At 72.1% G+C, this 16,198-nt stretch carries 14 protein-coding genes and 1 pseudogene; 3 read left to right on the plus strand and 12 right to left on the minus strand.

What is annotated here, in order from left to right; all coding sequences use genetic code 11:
- Window positions 1–58 precede the first annotated feature (58 nt).
- The 3 genes from ABZ876_RS12075 to ABZ876_RS12085 all read right to left on the minus strand — a co-directional run bounded on the left by ABZ876_RS12075 (window position 59) and on the right by ABZ876_RS12085 (window position 2,980).
- A complete protein-coding gene (locus ABZ876_RS12075) occupies window positions 59–433 on the minus strand; it encodes a VOC family protein (protein ID WP_031487478.1) in 375 nt (124 codons plus the stop codon).
- 426 nt (window positions 434–859) lie between these two features.
- The gene (locus ABZ876_RS12080) at window positions 860–1,087 is read right to left on the minus strand and encodes a transposase family protein (protein WP_361778266.1); all 228 of its coding nucleotides are present in this window, start codon (window positions 1,085–1,087) and stop codon (window positions 860–862) included.
- Between the two features lie 1,014 nt (window positions 1,088–2,101).
- Window positions 2,102–2,980 (minus strand): ATP-grasp domain-containing protein, encoded by an 879-nt coding sequence (locus ABZ876_RS12085; protein WP_361778269.1) that lies wholly within the window; start codon window positions 2,978–2,980, stop codon window positions 2,102–2,104.
- A 235-nt stretch (window positions 2,981–3,215) separates the two neighbouring features.
- Here ABZ876_RS12085 and ABZ876_RS12090 point away from each other — a divergent pair, with 235 nt between their 5' ends.
- Window positions 3,216–3,452: a hypothetical protein gene (locus ABZ876_RS12090; RefSeq protein ID WP_361779077.1), complete on the plus strand. Its 237-nt coding sequence runs from the start codon at window positions 3,216–3,218 to the stop codon at window positions 3,450–3,452.
- Window positions 3,452–3,640 (plus strand): hypothetical protein, encoded by a 189-nt coding sequence (locus ABZ876_RS12095; protein WP_361778272.1) that lies wholly within the window; start codon window positions 3,452–3,454, stop codon window positions 3,638–3,640. Before ABZ876_RS12090 ends, ABZ876_RS12095 begins: the two co-directional genes overlap by 1 nt.
- Window positions 3,641–4,409: 769 nt before the next feature.
- Here the strand turns inward: ABZ876_RS12095 and ABZ876_RS12100 are convergent.
- From ABZ876_RS12100 to ABZ876_RS12130, 7 genes are all read right to left on the minus strand, one after another.
- Window positions 4,410–4,943, minus strand: a complete 534-nt coding sequence (locus ABZ876_RS12100; protein WP_361779023.1) for an AAA family ATPase — start codon at window positions 4,941–4,943, stop codon at window positions 4,410–4,412.
- Window positions 4,944–5,186: 243 nt separating this feature from the next.
- Window positions 5,187–7,010 carry a lipopolysaccharide kinase InaA family protein gene (locus ABZ876_RS12105; RefSeq protein ID WP_361778275.1) on the minus strand — a complete coding sequence of 608 codons (1,824 nt, stop codon included), beginning with the start codon at window positions 7,008–7,010 and terminating at the stop codon, window positions 5,187–5,189.
- Between the two features lie 3 nt (window positions 7,011–7,013).
- On the minus strand, window positions 7,014–9,023 hold the full coding sequence (locus ABZ876_RS12110; RefSeq protein ID WP_361778278.1) for a vWA domain-containing protein: 2,010 nt from the start codon (window positions 9,021–9,023) through the stop codon (window positions 7,014–7,016).
- Window positions 9,020–10,327 (minus strand): hypothetical protein, encoded by a 1,308-nt coding sequence (locus ABZ876_RS12115; RefSeq protein ID WP_361778281.1) that lies wholly within the window; start codon window positions 10,325–10,327, stop codon window positions 9,020–9,022. Before ABZ876_RS12115 ends, ABZ876_RS12110 begins: the two co-directional genes overlap by 4 nt.
- Window positions 10,324–11,787: a hypothetical protein gene (locus ABZ876_RS12120; protein ID WP_361778284.1), complete on the minus strand. Its 1,464-nt coding sequence runs from the start codon at window positions 11,785–11,787 to the stop codon at window positions 10,324–10,326. The genes ABZ876_RS12115 and ABZ876_RS12120 overlap by 4 nt, the downstream gene beginning before the upstream one ends.
- Window positions 11,788–11,891: 104 nt before the next feature.
- Window positions 11,892–12,983: an FHA domain-containing protein gene (locus tag ABZ876_RS12125; protein WP_361778287.1), complete on the minus strand. Its 1,092-nt coding sequence runs from the start codon at window positions 12,981–12,983 to the stop codon at window positions 11,892–11,894.
- A 189-nt stretch (window positions 12,984–13,172) separates the two neighbouring features.
- Window positions 13,173–14,231 (minus strand): hypothetical protein, encoded by a 1,059-nt coding sequence (locus ABZ876_RS12130; RefSeq protein WP_361778289.1) that lies wholly within the window; start codon window positions 14,229–14,231, stop codon window positions 13,173–13,175.
- Between the two features lie 291 nt (window positions 14,232–14,522).
- Here ABZ876_RS12130 and ABZ876_RS12135 point away from each other — a divergent pair.
- Window positions 14,523–14,678 (plus strand): annotated as a pseudogene (locus ABZ876_RS12135) (RpiR family transcriptional regulator); the annotation flags it as partial.
- Between the two features lie 42 nt (window positions 14,679–14,720).
- Here ABZ876_RS12135 and ABZ876_RS12140 read toward each other — a convergent pair.
- Complete coding sequence (locus ABZ876_RS12140; RefSeq protein ID WP_361778292.1) at window positions 14,721–15,644, minus strand: TIGR03620 family F420-dependent LLM class oxidoreductase; 924 nt, start codon at window positions 15,642–15,644, stop codon at window positions 14,721–14,723.
- Window positions 15,637–16,128, minus strand: coding sequence for a pyridoxamine 5'-phosphate oxidase family protein (locus ABZ876_RS12145; RefSeq protein ID WP_361778295.1), 492 nt, complete (start codon window positions 16,126–16,128; stop codon window positions 15,637–15,639). Before ABZ876_RS12145 ends, ABZ876_RS12140 begins: the two co-directional genes overlap by 8 nt.
- Window positions 16,129–16,198: the final 70 nt, after the last annotated feature.

Below are 16,198 nucleotides of genomic sequence, written 5' to 3' on the forward strand. Positions count from 1 at the left end.
GCCAGTTGATCGCCTGGTCGGGCGCGCTGTTTCGGCACCCGACCAGGTCGTACCTTGGTTACAGATACGGGCGGGTGATCAGCTCAATCGCGTGACCGGCGGGGTCTTTGAAGTACACGCCTCGACCGCCGTGCTCGTTGTTGATCTCGCCTGGGCGGCGCATCTGCGGGTCGGCCCAGTGCTCGATGTCGCGATCACACAGCCGCCGATACGCGCGGTCGAACAGCTCGTCGTCGAGCAAGAACGCGTAGTGCTGCATCTGGATCTCCACCGGCGGCTCGGCGAACTGCAGCAGCACGCCATCGGTGAGCTGGATGTTGGTGAACGGGCCCCAGGACGGCGCTTCTGAGAGTTCCAACAACTCCCGGAAGAACCGAGCCGACTCGTTGCGGTCCTTGGCGGCGATGATGGTGTGGTTGAACGTGGCTGTCATTCGGCTGACCTCGTTGTTGTTCGACACGGAAAACGGACTCGCGGTGCGCGAGTGCCGGGAGGTCCGCGTGCCGAACTGAGGGGGTGCGTTCTTTGCCCCCGCCGTGCGATCAGCCCTCCACCGGGTGGCCAATCTGTGCATGGCGTAGCGCCGGTCCGGTGTTCACGTTGGGTCACCTTACTTGATCGGACTGACTGCCACAACAGGGAAGCGATCGGCTGCGATCGGCTCGTCAGGCGGACTTGGCCGGGTAGTCAGTCCATGATCGGATCGGCGAGTCGGGGGCAAGGTTCGTCTTCGGTTCGGCGCGGGCATTGCGCCAGCGGACGTAGGCGGCGATGGCCGCGTTCTGCTCGCCGTGGCTGCGATGGTCGGTGCCGTTGAGGGCGAAGTAGCGCAGGGCCGCGAACGCGGCCTCGATCCAGTTCAGCCAGGAGCCGCCTCGGCCAGGGCCGGCAACCGCACGCCGGGGCTGACGGTGCAGCCGCGCTCGGCGAGCAGGGGCCGCACCTCGCCAACGGCTCGGGTGACGGTGGAGCGGTCCACGTCGAACCAGCAGGCGAGCAGGTCGTGCGTGGCCCCGTGTCCGAGGTGCTCGAGGGTGGCCAGGAGCCGGTCGACGAAGACCGGCCGGACCTTCGCGCCAGCGCCCACGACCCGCTTCCGCGGTCTGGACGCAAGCCTGGTCCGGTGCCGTTCACGCCACAACGGGCCCAACTCGGCCACGAGTTCAGCACTCACGTCGGCCGACAGACCCGTGATCCTCCAGTCGCTGATGATCGCCGCACCATCGCGTTCCCCACCACACGGCCATGATCGACGATCAAGAGCTCGACGCCTCACTGTCTAGCGTGCACGAGCTCGTAAGGGCTGCCCCGTAACTGCTGGGCACGGTGAGCCGGTAACGCCGACCGACGTCAGCCGAAGAGGAGGTCGACCTCCTTCTGGGTGCAAAGCTGCAGCACGACCACCAATTGGCGGGCGTCGTCGACGTGCCGTTGGAGGTGCGGTCGGTGCTTCCCTCTTGACGCTGGTCGGCGATCTCCTCGAGGCGGGACAGGATCGCGGCGCACTGGATCGGCGAGAGGGACGAAAACTCCGACTTCCCCACCGCGGAAGGAGACGCCAACACCGGCAAGGTCGGAATCTGGACCGCCTGGTCGCCGCCTACCGAGCACCGGTCGCCGGGGACTCCAACACCGGTGTGTGCGCTCTGCCAAGACGGGACACGGACGGGGACACCCGAATCTCAGCCCGCAGTACGACTCCTCCATGCCCCTGACCATCGGCGGCTGAGTCAACAGCGCCTCAGCCACCACCCCGTACATGGCGTTCCCAAGCTCAGCCGCCGGCGTTCACCTATACCCCCGAACGCTCTCGGCACCCGAAGTCAGCGCACTCCGCTGACCACCTGCACTCCTGGGCCCGGTCACTCAACCAGGAGCGGCAGGGCCCACCCCATTGGTCTTCCGCGCTGGGCGCCCCACCTGGCCAGACGCGGACGGAACCACCCACCGGTACTTGCTGTGGGGACACACCGCGCAACCGTCTGCGGCAGTCTTGAAGCTCTGCCCTGCCGGCTCGGGCTCACCACTACGAACTCCCCCATGAAGCAGCGTCGGCCACACTCCAGGCCACGAAGAGGAAGACGCCCCACTTCCGCAAATGCTATGCACCGACCAGCAGTGCGGCCAATTCGCCTCGGCTCCTCGACTGGTGCACGTCACTGACTTGGCCGTCACCGACTTCGACGACCCGCCACAACCCGTCCGAGCGAAGGGCCACGTCGGTTGTGACGAACCGGCATCCCAGGCGCTGCACCGCAGGCCCGATGTGATCAAGGTCCGGCACCAGCCCGCGCGCAAACGGACTATCCGGATGGGGCGTCAGCAGCCTGGGTTCGCCATCCAGCCACCACACGCGCACTTCGGCCGCGACGGACTCAAGGTTCGAGAACGCTTCGAAGGCGCGGAGAACGATCCCACCAGCCAGGAACTCCTCCTGCAGCTCAACAAAGCGCTGCACGACCCGTGTCAGGCCCACAGCGTCGGCGAGATCGGGAATGAAACAAGCCTGCTCCCACTCGTGCTTGCGAGATTTGACGTAGTCCTTCACGATTCCCGAGCCCGGCAACAAGGGCTCGGCGAGAACAGCCAGGTCTTCGGCGGTCAATATCTCACCGGGTTTGGTGGGACGCCACACGCTCGGCGGCGTGACGTCGACAAACAACGGATACCAGCCCGGCAGTTCGTGAGCGGTCCGGTAGTGCTCCGGTGTGACGAGCAACTCGGTGCCGCGTCGGCTCAGCGCCTCAGCCAACGCAGCGTATCGATCGCTGGGAATCATCCAGCCCCGGTACCAGGCGTTCCCCAACCCAGCCGGTACCTGTGCAACAGCCTGCTGCACGTCGCCCTGCAACAGCGCATCGTGGTCGATCAACCCGACTGCCCCGCCGGCGGCACGGACCTCCTGTGCTTCCGGCGCGAAGTGTTCGTCCACACGTCGAGGATTCAACGGATCACGGCAGTACAGGACGGGCATCGGCATGACCGACACGCTATGGAACCCCCGGCTTTCAGGCCACTGATTTCGCGCCGCCAGGCTCGGCGCCCGATGCACAGGGACTCGGCGGACTGCGTCCCAAGCGGACCGGATCAGGCGCCGATCCCGTGGGCGGCGCGCACTCCCGTCGGACGATTGCGGCGGGATCACGGTTCAGCCGCTCGCGCGCGTGCGCGACGGTGCTGACGTCCGGTCAGGAAATCGAGAAAAAGGTCGGCCCATGTCCGAAACAACGACTGTCGGCACTGAACTGACATCGCAGTACGCCGCGCAGGTGACAAGCGACCTCGAACGCAACGCCAAGGAGCAGCAACGCATCAGCGCGGAGATCGCCGCGCTGCAGGAACAACTGCCGCGCTCACACTCCCGTACAGCAACAGCCCCACCGAGGGCGTCAACCAAGACCAAGCGGATCGCATGCCAGATCGGCACACCCGAGGAGGCCGGGCAGCAGTAGTGGCTGAAGGCGTTTCTCGCGCAGCGCGCCAGGACCTCGAGGACCGGGCGGCGGCGAGCACGCGGGAGGAATGGAGCGAATCGGTGGACCGGATGCACGCCGTCCAGCGGATCGCCGAGTCCCAGGGGTACGACCTCGACGGACCGGTGAAGGTACGGCTGTTCGGCGAGGACTACACGATTCGCTGACCGCCAGACGATCACCACTCCACAGGTCAATCTGTGGGGGTGCACATTGCACCGCCGGATGGGTCGCCGAGGATGCGGGCCATGACCACGGCGGTGGCCACACGGACGAATCTTGCGGCTGGGCCGGCGTGCCATGAGGTATCCGGCAGACGCCGGGCGGTACCCCGCCGGGCAACGGGTCAGGCCCTCGCCGGCTGGCGAGGGCCTCATGGAACCGTGGTCACTTCCCGGGTCACCGCACGCGTGCGGCGACCTTGGTATCTGGGCGAGGCACCACTCCAGCGGGCCCCGGTGGAAGAAGCGCGACCAGAGGGCCGCGAACATGGTCACGGCCACGATGAAGCCGACCAGGAGGTGCAGCGGCGAGCCGGGCAGTTCCTCGATGCCGAGGACGTGGATGCCGATGATGTGGAAGACGTACGCGGTCTGGGGCATCGTGCCAACCGCGGTCACCGGCGTGGCGATGCGCCGGAACCGCGGCCACCCCTCGGTGACGGCCAGGCAGTACTCGATGGCCTCGGCGACGCGCAACACCAGGGAGCGCGCCCCGATCCCCGGCCGCGGCCGCGCACGCCCAGCCCGTCCTGCCTCTCCCTCAACTTCAGCCAGGGCATGGGCGAAAGCGGCCGCAACGGGGATGTCAGCGCCCCGACCACGCCCGTACGGGGTGACCTGGGCGAATCCCAGGAGGCTGCGAGGGTCCGCGCAACGTCCATCGCAATAGGTAGGCGCAACACATGCCGCACCATCTGTCGCAACGGTGCGCCGGTCAGCGGTCCAGTGCGGGCAGGTGTGCCAGGCCGGTGTCGAGCATGATGCGGCCGACGGTCTCGTGCAGGGTGCTGTCGGCGCCGATGACGGTTTCGATGCCGCCGGGCAGCAGATCGCGCGGCCGGTACCAGTCGCGCAGTTGCGTCTCGCTGACGTCATCGGCGATCGGTTTGGTGGCGTGGCGGGCGAGGGTTTCGTCGAACGGTACGTCCAGGTAGTAGCCGTGGGTCGGGCCTCGGTGGTCGGCGCGCAGCTGGGCGAGCATGTCGCCGTAGCGGTCGGCGTAGAGGATGCCCTCGACCACGACGTGATACCCGGCGTCCAGGGCGTAGCGGGCCGTCAGGTCGATCAGGCCGATGTTCGCGGCTCCGGGCCGGTCCCTTTCGCGCAGCACGATGCGGCGGAGGTTGTCCTGGCCGACCAGAGCCAGGCCGCGGCCGAACTTCTCTCGGAGGCCGGCCGCGACGGACGACTTGCCCGAGGCGCTGTTGCCGCGCAGCACGACCAGCCGGGTTTCTTCAGTGCCCACCATCACGGCGGCCACGCTACCGACGGCCAGTGACACCACCTGGGGCGTTGTCATACCGAGAGCGTAGGAGTCTCGGGCTGCGGTGATGGCCGGAGCGGGCTACTTGGTGCGGGGCCGTGACAACGCCTTCCGATGACGCTGCCAGGCCCGAGCTCGTGCCGGTGCCCGTGCGGGTGGTGCTGCCCGCCGGTCCGATGCTGGGGCATGGGCCGCAAGAGGTCGTCGCGCGGGTGTGGAACGCGCCGGTCAGGCCAGGACGGCGGGGCGGTCCCAGCCGTTGCGGGTGACCTTTTCGAACCACAGTCGTGCCGAACCGTCCACTACGGCGGCCACGCACAACCGCCACCCGGGCCCTTCGGCGACACGTACCCGGGTCGCCGAGGCGGACTCCCTCAGCAGGTGCCATTCCGCGGCTCCGGCGCCGTGCGTCAGCACCCGCACGCCCGCCGGGCCGGCGAGGGCGACGGTGGGCCCGCCACGGTGGCCCGCGGCCGTCACGTCGTGGACGCCGTCCTCTTGCGGGAGGTTCTCGAGCTCCCAGATCCCCGCGTCCTGTTCGGCGCGGACGGGGGGCGCGTCCGGCCGGGCGAGGACAGCCTCCAGGTGTCCCCACCGGTTCAGTGCGAGCGCCCCCCGGTCTGTTCGGCCGACCGGGACGACCTCCCGTACGGGGGGCAGGCCCGAACGCAGCCGCAGGCACACGACGGCGCCGTCGTCCTCGGCGAGCACCCCGGTGCTGCCGTCGATGTCCCGCGCGGCCGTCATCACTCGCCGCGCCGGGGCGCCGGGCACCCGGTTGCGCTCCGGTTCGCCGCCCTCCGCCGGGCAGTGCACCGCGAACAGCGCCCCGTCGTACGCGGTCCACACGACGACGTCACCTGACGTGGAGCAGGTCGCGGCGATCCCCTCGGCACCGCTCAGTACCTTGCTCCATCCGGTGGACGTGCCGATGTGCAGCGTCCCTGCGGGGTCGAGGGCGGCGATCACGGGTCGGCCCGTGCCGGTGCGACGGGCCGCCACCTCGCGCACCGACCTGGGCGCGCCCTCCCCGGGCGGCAAGCCGGTGTCGGCCGCTGTCCGGTCGGGTCCGTCGGGTCCGGGCACGCGCAGGTATTCCACGCCCGCCGCGCCGCCCGCGACGACGATCAGGCCGCCGCCCCCGGTCAGGACGTCCACGCACCGGTGCCGGGCGGGCCGCCCGCCCGCCCGCAGCAGTTCGGTCAGCCGCTTCGCCCACGGCAGCAGCCGTGGCCGGTCCGCCGGGTCGTCGGAGAGCGGACGGGCGGCGTGGCCGGCGGCTTCCGCGGAGAAGCCCGCGTCCAGCAGTTCCTCCCGGAACTGCGCGTCGGCCCCGCCGCCCCCGTCGGGCAGTATCGAAGGCCGGCCGAGGAGTGCGGTCCTGGCCACCGCGCCGACGGCGTAGCGCTCGCCCTCGACGGTGAGTCGGCCCGGGGACTGTTTGCGCTCCGGCGCCCGGTGTCCATGGGAGTAGACCACCGTCTCCCGCCGCTGCCCGGCCGGATACATGAAGGTGAGGTCGATGAGCTGGACCGAGCCGTCCCGGCCCACCATGACGTTGCGCGCCGACACGTCCCCGTGCACCCAGCCGCTGTCGTGCAGCCGGTCCACGATGGAGCACAGCCGCTCCAGGACCGCTGCGGCCGTGAGGGGATCGGGCCTTTCGGCTGCCCATCGGGCCAGGTCCGAGCCGTCGAACCACCGGGTGACCAGGTAGGAGCACAGGGCGTCCGCGGCGGCGCCCGGCGGGTGGGGGGCGGGCCCCACCAGGACCAGCGGCGCGATCAGGCCCTCGATCGCCAGGAGGTTCGCGGCGTGCACGCAGTCCTCCCAGCGGGCCCGCCAGCGTCGCAGTTCGCCGTCGTCGCTCTGGGCGGGGAGGATCTTCACCATCCACCACGACTCCTGGCCGGTGCGGTCGGCGCGCCGGGCCTGCCAGCACTCGCCCTCCGCCCCGTCGGCCCCGATGAACCGTTCCAACGTGTACTGGTCGGGGTTCTCCCTGCTGCCCACGCACATGCCGGGGCGATGGTGCGTCGGATTCACGTGCACCCCTCACTCCCTCAGGCGGTACGGGGCGGGCGCCGCGGGGGCGGAGACGCCGCCCGTCGCCACGCCCGCGGTGCCGAGCGCCGCCTCGACGTCGTAGGGGTCCTCGTCGGCGGGCAGCGACCGCTCGGGCTGTCCGGCGCTGGACGGCGCGGGATCGACGGCGGGCGCCGGAACGGTCTCCAGTGCCGCGGTGAGGGACTCCAGCAGGTGCGCGAGTCGGTCGCAGCGGGCCACCACCCAGGCCGTGTCCGGTCCCGGCCCGGCGGCCGTGAGACCGTCGTACTCCGGGGAGAGGCCGGCGAGGAACCGCTCCGCCTCGTGCAGGTGCGGCCGCACCTGGGCGGGAGGGGGGACGGCGTCGGACTGCGGCTGGGGCAGCGCCCGGCCGATGGTGCGGACGAACGCGCGGGGGTCGGGCACGCCGTGCTCGCCCTCCAGGCCTCGGTCGATGGCGTCCCGCACCCGCATCAGATCCAGCAGCGGGGTGCGCAGTGCGGCCTGGGCCGCCTGCGCGCAGCGACCGGCTGCCGCGGACAGCCGCTCCCGCACCGCCTCCCGGCCGGGTCCCGGGTCGGACGTGGGGGGGCGTTGGGCGTCCCCGGCGAGCCGGGTGCGCCACGTGTCCAGAGCCTGCGCCGTCGGGGCGGTGAGCCCGCCGGTCCGGGCCCGGGTGACCTGGACGCGCCGGGACATGCCGGCGCCGAGGCCGGAGAAGTACTCGTCCAGCACCTCGTAGCCGCCGATCGCCGCCGGATCGCCGCCGCCGACCTGGACGAGTTCGGCGAGCAGCGCGTGGTCGGGCCGCAGGGAGACGTGGTCCTGCACCTGGGCGCGGGTCAGCCAGTCCTGGTAGAGCTGCGGCGTGCTGATGCCGATGGCGTGCAGCCGGATGCCGGTGTCGGCGTGCAGGTGTTCCATGAGGCTGACCGGTTCCTCGGTGGCCATCAGCACCTCGCCGGATCCCTGCTCGCCCTTCGGCGCCCAGTGCGCGCCGTCGCTGACCAGCACGATGAGCTTCTCGTTGCCCGGCTTGTGATGGTGGTAGAGGAGGTTTGCGGCCTCGTGCAGCGCGTTGCCGATGTCGGTGCCCGCGTTCTGGGCCTTGAGCACGCCGACGGCGTTGCGGAACAGGTCGGACTCCGCCGGGGTGCCCGCGTCGATCTGGGCCATGCCGCCGCCGGGCGGGAAGATCTGGCGGGTGCGGTGGGTGAACTCCAGCAGCGCGATCCGCGAGACCCGTCCGCCGGCCTGGAGGCGTACCTCCAGCAGATGGCGCAGTGCGTCCTGCAGCGCGCGCATCCGGCTCAGTCCGGCCCTGGACGGCCGGGTGCGCGACCCGATCAGGCCGCGCCAGCGGGAGGTGGCGGCGGTCGCGGCCGCGTACTCCGCGAAGGGAACGATGTCCTCGCATTTCATCGAGCCGCTGCAGTCCGCCAGGACCACGACGTCGACGCCGTTGCGGGCGCCGGGTACGAAGAGGTCGACGGCGGTGCGCTCACCGATGGTGAGGATCACCTCGCGCCGTCCGCCCGAGTCGAACTGCCGTACCCGGTAGGGCACCGAGCCGGCCTCCAGCCGCATCTCCTGATCGTCGGCGGGCACCCACAACGCCCGTCCGGCCAGTCCCGTGCCGGCCAGTTCCCGGCCGGCTTCGTCGAGGGAGCGCTCGGTGGGCGACTCCAGCTGCAGGGAGCGCGCCTCCACCACCGGGGCCGCGTCGACCCGCCAGGTGGTGCGATCGGCCGCGGCGTCGAAGTCGGTGGCCCTCGCCAGGTCCTCGGGCACCGCCAGCAGTCCGGCCGGCACCTCGGCCAGCGGTACGACCTCGACGGCCACGGCCGTGGCGTCGTACCCGGCACCGAGGCTCAGCACCCGGTACCGCTCCCCATCGGGCGGTCGTACGGCGGCCTCCCACTCCGCCGCGCACACCCCGACCCGGGCCCCGGCGAGCACCCCCCCGGCCGGCACGACCACACCCCGGGTCAGCCGGGGATCCGTCGTCGTCCCCCTCATCGTCGGCTCCGATCGCCCTCGAACCTCACGTCCACGCCCAGTGCCTGGCGGTACCGGGCCGCATGCGCCCCCTTGGCGCCGATGAACCGTCCGCGCAGGGACTGCGGCAGGTCGACGAAGAGCAGGCCCCGCCGTTCCGCGACGCCGTCGCGCATGCGCGGCGCTTTGTACTCCACGAAGCGCAGCGCGTCCGCGATCTCCGCCCTGCCCGCTTCCTGTTCGCGCACCAGCGTCCGCAGACGCTCGAACAGGCGACGGCCCTCCGTCGCGGTGTCGCCCAGCCGGGCCAGTTCCCGTTGCCAGTCCGGCTCCGCCCGGCGTACGTGCTCCGCCAGGCGGCGAGCTTCGTTGCCGTGGCCCGAGTCGTCGGCGAGCCGCCGCAGCAGGGCGTGGATCGCGCGGTAGTCCACGGCGAGTTGGCCGTGTCCTGTGTTGCGCAGGTTGTGGCCCAGCAGGGCCAGCGACACGCGGGGGCCTCCCCGACGGCGTGCGGCCGTGGCCACGATCTGCCGCACCAGCTCCGGTGGGGCCGCCGCGCGCGGGGCCCGGTGGTGCTCGCGGCACAGTCCCAGGCCGACCTTCTCGTGGCCGAAGACCTGCCAGCGGTGGACGTGCCGGGGGCAGACCTGCCGGCCGCACGGTGTGCCCGCGGGGTCCGCCCAGTCGCACCGGACGCGGCCGGCGCCGCGGCAGCCCTCCTGCTCGCAGACGGGGAACTGGTGCCGGTGGCATGCCGGGCAGTAGTCCAGGTCGGGGTCCGCGGGGTGCGGGCGGCGGTGCGCGTCGCACCAGGCGGTGGCGGTGGCGCAGTGGGGGCCCGCGCAGCGGAAGGACGCCGGCCGCTTGCACTCCTTGCAGGGTGGGCGATGGGCGGCGCAGACGGCGGTCAGCGCCCCGTCGAGGAGCACCACGTGGTCGTCGCAGAGCCTGGCGGGGCGTCCCTCCTTCTCGCAGAGCTCACAGGTGAAGGGCCCGTACGCCGTGCGCCCGCCCCCGGCGCAGGCCGCGCAGGCCGTGCGGGTCAGGTCCGGGCGTTCCCGTACGGCGACGACGTCGAAGCAGGTGTCCTGGCGGACGACTGTGACGCCGGGGCCGCAGCGGACGACCTCCAGGACGATGTCCCCGGTCGGCGAGTCCCAGCGGAACGGCGTGCCGGCGCGCAGCGGGCGCCCCAGGAGGGTCGGCTCCAGCTGCTGCCACAGTTCGCCGTACGCCTGGGCGGTGGTGAGGCCGAGGTCTGCCTCCCGGAGGTCGAGGACGACCTCCACGTCTCCTGCGGGGACTTCGGCGGATGCCGTGGTCACTGCTGGTTCCCTCCCCGTGCCTGACCCTGGTCGCGGCGGCCGTCCGGTGCGGCGCCCGGTCCCTTGCCGGGGGGCCGTCGGCGCCGGTTCGACGGGGGCCGCTCCTCGCGGCGCGGTCCGGCGCGGCCTGGTCGCGCCGGCTCGTCGCGTCCGCGGCGCTCCCGCAGCGGTTGGCCCTCGGCGAGGGCCTCGCGCCAGGCCTGCAGCATGAGGGCGGCGCTTCCCGGGTGGCTGGCGACGACCGCGGGCAGCAAGGGGCCGCCCGGCCGGGTGTCCGTGAGCCCCGCGCGAAGCGTCTCGGCCGGCGGCCGGCCGGCCGTGTCGAGCCGGAGCAGGTCCTGGCCGCACGGAGGCCGGCTCCGGCCCGGCAGCTCGACCAGGTTCAGCAGGGGCAGGAGCTCTTCGGCGGTGGCGTCCAGCTTGGCGAGTTCGGGGACCAGGTCGTCGAGGAGGGCGCGGGCGGCCTGCCGGGCGGGGCGGCGGCGCTCCGGGCGCTCCCCCGCCGGCCCGCCTCGCCGCGGGTCGTCGCGCCCTGGGGCGCCTCGTCGTGGGCCGCCTCGTCGCGCGTCGTCCCGCCCTGTGTCGCCCCTCCGCGTGTCGTCTCGGTCCCGCCCCGGCTTCTGGGGGCGGTCCTCGATGAACACGGCTCGCAGGCCTTCGGCGACGGCGCGGGCCCGGTTGTCGTCCAGCAGGTCCTGCCGGACGGGTCGTTGCCGTTGGCCCTTCCTCGCCTGCCCGCGGGCGCGCAGGGCGAGCGCGTCGAGGAGCAGCATGTGCGCCCGGACCTCGGCCAGGGTGGCCTGCGCGTCGAGGCAGCGGACCAGGACGGTGCCGCCGTCCTCGGCGGGCGCGACGTCCATGCGGTCCAGGTGGCTGATGCCGTCGCGACGGCGCAACTCCGCGCACACCCGGTCCAGGTGACGTTCCGTCACGGGACCGATCTCCCGGGCGGTGAGGTGCTCGCCGGAGTCGGCCAGCCACCGGGACCCGATGCGGTCCCGGCGTCCGCCCGGGGAGAAGGAGCCCCGGCCGGCGAGCGCGATCAGCGTGGGTGAGTGCCGTCGCAGCAACTGGTACAGCAACTCCCGTTCCACCGGGTCGGTCGTCTCCAGCCGGTGGAGGTCGCCGTCCGGAGGCACGGCGGTCCCGTCCAGCGACACGCCCGGCACGGTGAGGGCCCCACCGGCCTGCCGCGCCGCGTCCGCCACGGCGGCGATCGCTTGGGCCAGGACGTCGAATCCTTCGGCTCGCGCCGCCCGGGTGCCCCACCAGGCCGGCGGAGTCACCAGCCGCATCACCGCCCGGTGGCGCTGGTGGGGAAGCAACAGAAGCCGCCCGCCGCCCAGTTCGGGAAGACCGCCGCGCTCCACGGCCGTCATCACCATGTCCCGGTCGGCACCCTGCACCGCGAGCCCCTTGGCCAGCGCCTGCCGTGCCGCTCCCACTCTCGTCAGACTCACCAACACACGCAGCACCCTAGTCGGGGAAGTGGATGGAATACCCGAAGTTTCCATATTTCACCATTTACCGCTGGAGGGAGCTATGCTCCGGCCAGGCCTGGGGGCTACCGCAGCACCGTCCTCGCCCCACCCCCGCCGCCGAGGGCGGGCGGGACCACGTCCGGGCTGTACCGACGACCGGACAGCCGTACGGCCACGGAGTCCGCGAGCACCACCTGATCCGATGCGCCCAGGTGTACCGGCTCGCCCGGCTCCAGGGTGCGCGGGCGACCCAGGGCGTGGCCCTCCCAGCGCCGGACCGCCGTGCCGTGCGAGGACCCCACGTCCCGCACGGAGACGGTGAGGGCGGCGTCCGCCTCGATCAGCAGGTGCCTGCGGCTGACCCGGGCCACCGCGTCGCGGTGCTCGCGGCCGATGCCGTCGAGGTTGATGCCGTGGGTGAGCGCGCCGCGGCCGATCTCCAGGCAGCCGTCGGTCTCCAGCGGGAACCGCAGGAGTACGGCCTTGTCCTCGTCCAGGTCGAGGCGCTCGACGAGCAGTTCGCGCGACGGCCTGCGGTCGCCCACCCTGACCAGGGGACGGCCGCACCGGGGCTCAGGGCACACGGGCTCGCCCGTGCGCCGGTCCAGCTCCGGCCACAGCAGGATGCCCTCGGGCCACAACTGGGCCATCAGGCAGCGCGAGGCGCAGCGCCACACCGAACGCAGGACGTCCGGGTGGTCCTTCAGCCCGCCGACGAAGAGCCTCTTGTCCTCCTCGGCCCGCGACTTGGCCTGACCGGACACCGGCACGATGCCGCCGGAGACGAAACGCAGACCGTCCCCGTCCCGGCGCCAGCCGTGGAAGCGCTCGGGCTGCTCCTCGATCCAGCGGAACTGCCGCCGCAGGTCCACGAACCGGTCCTGGCTGATCACCTGGAGGTGGCGCTCCTGGGCGAGGGAGAGCAGCACCGGATCCGCGAAGGGCACCTCGTTCAGGAGTCCCTGGCGGCGCCGGCGGTCGTAGTCGTCGCGCTGTTCCCTGGAAATCTGGTGCCGCAGGGCCCGGTCGACGACCAGGACCAGTTCGGCGCCCGCCCCGTGGAGCGTCCGCCACGCCGCGACGACCTGGTCCAGCCGGGTCAGCAGGGGGCGCTTCGATCGCGGTCCGATCTCGTGGGACCAGCAGACGTTCGAGACGTCGATGACAGCGTTCACGTTCGGCACCTTCGGGAGGCTAGGGCGCGGGACTCGGCCGGTCCGGCGGTCACGGCGGTTTCGCTGGGTCGTGGGCACCAGACCCGGCGCACGGTTCAGGTCACGCGCCGGGGCGTACGGCTCCACGGCGAGGCCGGGTCAAGGGCAGGAGAGGGTGAGGTGGGCGCACGAGGGCGAGCGAACGCGCCGTCAGCGGCGGGCCGGCGGACGGCCCATGCTCGGGAAACGCCGCCGGGCACGTCGTACGGGTGCATCCGTCGTGGGATCGGCGGGCTGTCGTGCGGTGGAGTCCGACGGGTCGTGCGCCGCGCCTGGGCCTTCCGGCTCCCAGGGGGCGGGCCCGTCGGCCATGGCGGGCCGATTCGGGTCGCGGCCCAGCCACCGCAGGGGCCGTGGATACCGGCGCGGGGAGTGCCGGTACGTCACGGGGCTCCGGCGCCGGCGCGCCCCGGACTCCCCGCGGACGACCTTGTGGACCTGACGCCAGGTGCTGAGGGGGCACAGGCCCATCTGCCGTCCGAAAGCGGCCAGCGGCACGTCCTCGGGGCGGCGCACGTTCACCCAGTTGGCGTGGCCACGCGACCGAGCGTTCCACGCGCCGTCCCGCACGGCGACGGAGGCGTCGGGAGTCTCACTCCGCCAACGGGCGATCCACAGGACGCGGGCTCGTCCCTCGTCCCGGTCGATCACCAGACAGGGTCGGTGCTTGCCCCCACCGCTCGGCTTGCACCACCAGATCTCGCCGGGGCTGGGGAAGCGCTGGCTGAACGGCCGCATGGCGGCTGCCCAACGGGACCGCGGCGCGGGACTGACCCTGCGGACGACGAGGAAGAACACCACCGCCACCAGCATGACGGCGAGCGTCTGCGCCTCCGCGACCAGACTCCAGACGCCCTTGGCATCGCCCTTCGCCATGCGCAGCGCGGGCGGCTCGACCCGCGACCTCACCCACAGCGCCACCACGACGGACAGCGTGACCAGCCCCGCGGACTGGGCGAGCAGCAGCCACGCCCGCACCCGCCGGCGATGCCCGGCGCGCCACGTCACGAGGCCCGCGACGGCCAGGGCGATGCCGAGCAGCATCCAGGGAGCGGCGAAGGGCGGGCGGACCGGCGGCGACTGGACGGCCATCAGAGCCGGGACGGTCACCGGGGCGGCGAGCAGGTATCCGACCGGAACCCAGACGTGGAGCAACACCAGCCCGGCACAGCCCAGTCCCGCGCAGGACGCCGTGTCGTCATGACTCATCCGATATCTCTCTGAACGGCCGGAAGATGAGCCGCGACCGTACCGATCCGCACGCCACGCGCGAGGGCGGCTTACGCTGTTGTCCGATCCCTCTCCGAACACGACCAGCGAAATGCCGTAACGAGGCCCCTTTCGACAACAGATGACCGACTTTCTTGCACGACCGGCCGACATAGGTGCGCTGCCCTGGCTCCGGCGGGTGCTGCGTCGTTCGGCGGTCCAGGAGGCCCACGTCGGGATGGTCTCGCGTTTCGGGGCCCGGAGCGTGTCGTACAGCCGCTGACACAGCCCCCCGCCGCCGGAGCCGCGGCCGCCGGCACGATGGCCGGTGCGGTGTCCGTCCACGCCTCCGCCGGGTTCCGGGCCCAGTCGGGCGGCTATGAAGACGCGGCCCAGCTGGGGTGCTCGGCGGCTGCGCTCGGCATCCCGGGGCCCGGCCGCTACTCCTCGCAGGCGAAGAAGGCGGGCGCTGACGGCGGCTCGGGCTCGTCAGACCAGGAGGACCGGGGCCAGCCGGCGCAGGTCCTCCAGCTGCTGGTCGAGTGTCCGCGCGAGGGGTTGTACGCAGACGTGGTCGGCGCCGGCCTCGTAGTGCGCCCGGATGTGCTCACCCAGCTTCTCCGGGTCGCCCCAGGGGACGACCGCGTCGATGAGCTCGTCGCTGCCTCCGTTCTTGAAGTCGGAGTCCGAGAAGCCCAGCTCGCGCAGGTTGTTCAGATAGTTGGGCAGGGTGAGATACAAGGACGCGTACGCGCGGGCGGTGGCCCGGGCCCGCTCGGGGTCGGTGTCGACCACCACGGCCTGCTCGGGGGCGAGGAGGGGATCGGGGCCCAGGGTCTCCCGGGCCCTGCGGGTGTGTTCGGGCGTGACGAAGTAGGTGTGGGCGCCCTGGGCCCGCGTGGCGGCGAGCTTCAGCATGTTGGTGCGCAGCGCCGCGAGCACACGCGGCACCTGCTCGGGCAACGGAGCGTCGTAGGGCGTGGCGTCCATGGCGTCGAGGTAGGCCCGCATGGTGGACACCGGCTTGCTGTAGTCGTGTCCGCGGCTGGTCACCAACGGGCTGTGGCTGACGCCGAGGCCCAGCACGAAACGGCTCTGCCACGCCTCGGCGAGTGTGTTGGCGCCGTTGGCCGCGGCGGTGGCGTCACGGCCATAGATGTTGGCGATGCCGGTTGCGATCATCATCTGCCGGCTTGCGGAGAGCAGGAGCGCCGCATGGGTCAGCGACTCCTTTCCGTTGGGGAACTCCACGAACCACAAGGTCCCGTATCCGAGGTCCTCGATCGCGGCGGCGGCGCGCCGCTCCTCGTCCGCCGCCGCCGTGGACAGCGAGGCGAGCCATACGCCCGTGCGGCCCAGGCGCCGCTTGAGGGCGGGCCGGTCCACGGGCGCGGGTGCGGGGCGTTCAGCCATACCGGTGCTCCTCGCTGTGCTCGATCTTTGTTGTCGGTGGGCCCCCGGTGTCAGTTGCCATACACACGCTCGGGGTGGACGAAGACGGCGGCACGGCGCTCCTCGGCCATCGCGCGGTCATTGGCCCCCAGTCGTCGTGGGTGCCGCCCGCGGCGGTGAAGATCTCACGCAGCAGCAGCCGCAGGTGTTCGCCGTCGATGCCGTCGTACGGGTCGTCGGGGCCCGCGATCTCGGCCCGGCCCTCGACGGTGGCCCAGTTCCACCGGGCGCGGTAGGTGAGGGCGGTACGCGGTCGTGCCCGCAGGTGGGCGAGTTTGGTGGGGCCATAGGTGACGAAGGCGACCACCGGTTCGTCGGTCACGGGATGGTCGATGATCCCGGCATTGACCACCGACGCCTGGATCGAGCCGTCGGTACGGGTGGTGGCCGCGTCCGCCAGGTTGTGATCGGCGGCGATCCGGGCCACGTCCTTGAGATCGGTCATCGGGTGCCTTTCTCCGCGGACCGGGTGTTTCCACGATGGCTCCCGTCCGCTCAGGTCACAACCGCGGTGT

Source organism: Streptomyces sp. NPDC046931, assembly GCF_040644655.1.
Taxonomy (GTDB): domain Bacteria; phylum Actinomycetota; class Actinomycetes; order Streptomycetales; family Streptomycetaceae; genus Streptomyces.

Coding starts and splice junctions, on each gene's coding strand:
- ABZ876_RS12130 (WP_361778289.1), bottom strand. CDS start 14,231: ATGAGTCATGACGACACGGCGTCCTGCGCGGGACTGGGCTGTGCCGGG.
- ABZ876_RS12100 (WP_361779023.1), bottom strand. CDS start 4,943: ATGGTGGGCACTGAAGAAACCCGGCTGGTCGTGCTGCGCGGCAACAGC.
- ABZ876_RS12075 (WP_031487478.1), bottom strand. CDS start 433: ATGACAGCCACGTTCAACCACACCATCATCGCCGCCAAGGACCGCAAC.
- ABZ876_RS12140 (WP_361778292.1), bottom strand. CDS start 15,644: ATGGCTGAACGCCCCGCACCCGCGCCCGTGGACCGGCCCGCCCTCAAG.
- ABZ876_RS12110 (WP_361778278.1), bottom strand. CDS start 9,023: ATGAGGGGGACGACGACGGATCCCCGGCTGACCCGGGGTGTGGTCGTG.
- ABZ876_RS12145 (WP_361778295.1), bottom strand. CDS start 16,128: ATGACCGATCTCAAGGACGTGGCCCGGATCGCCGCCGATCACAACCTG.
- ABZ876_RS12085 (WP_361778269.1), bottom strand. CDS start 2,980: ATGCCGATGCCCGTCCTGTACTGCCGTGATCCGTTGAATCCTCGACGT.
- ABZ876_RS12090 (WP_361779077.1), top strand. CDS start 3,216: ATGTCCGAAACAACGACTGTCGGCACTGAACTGACATCGCAGTACGCC.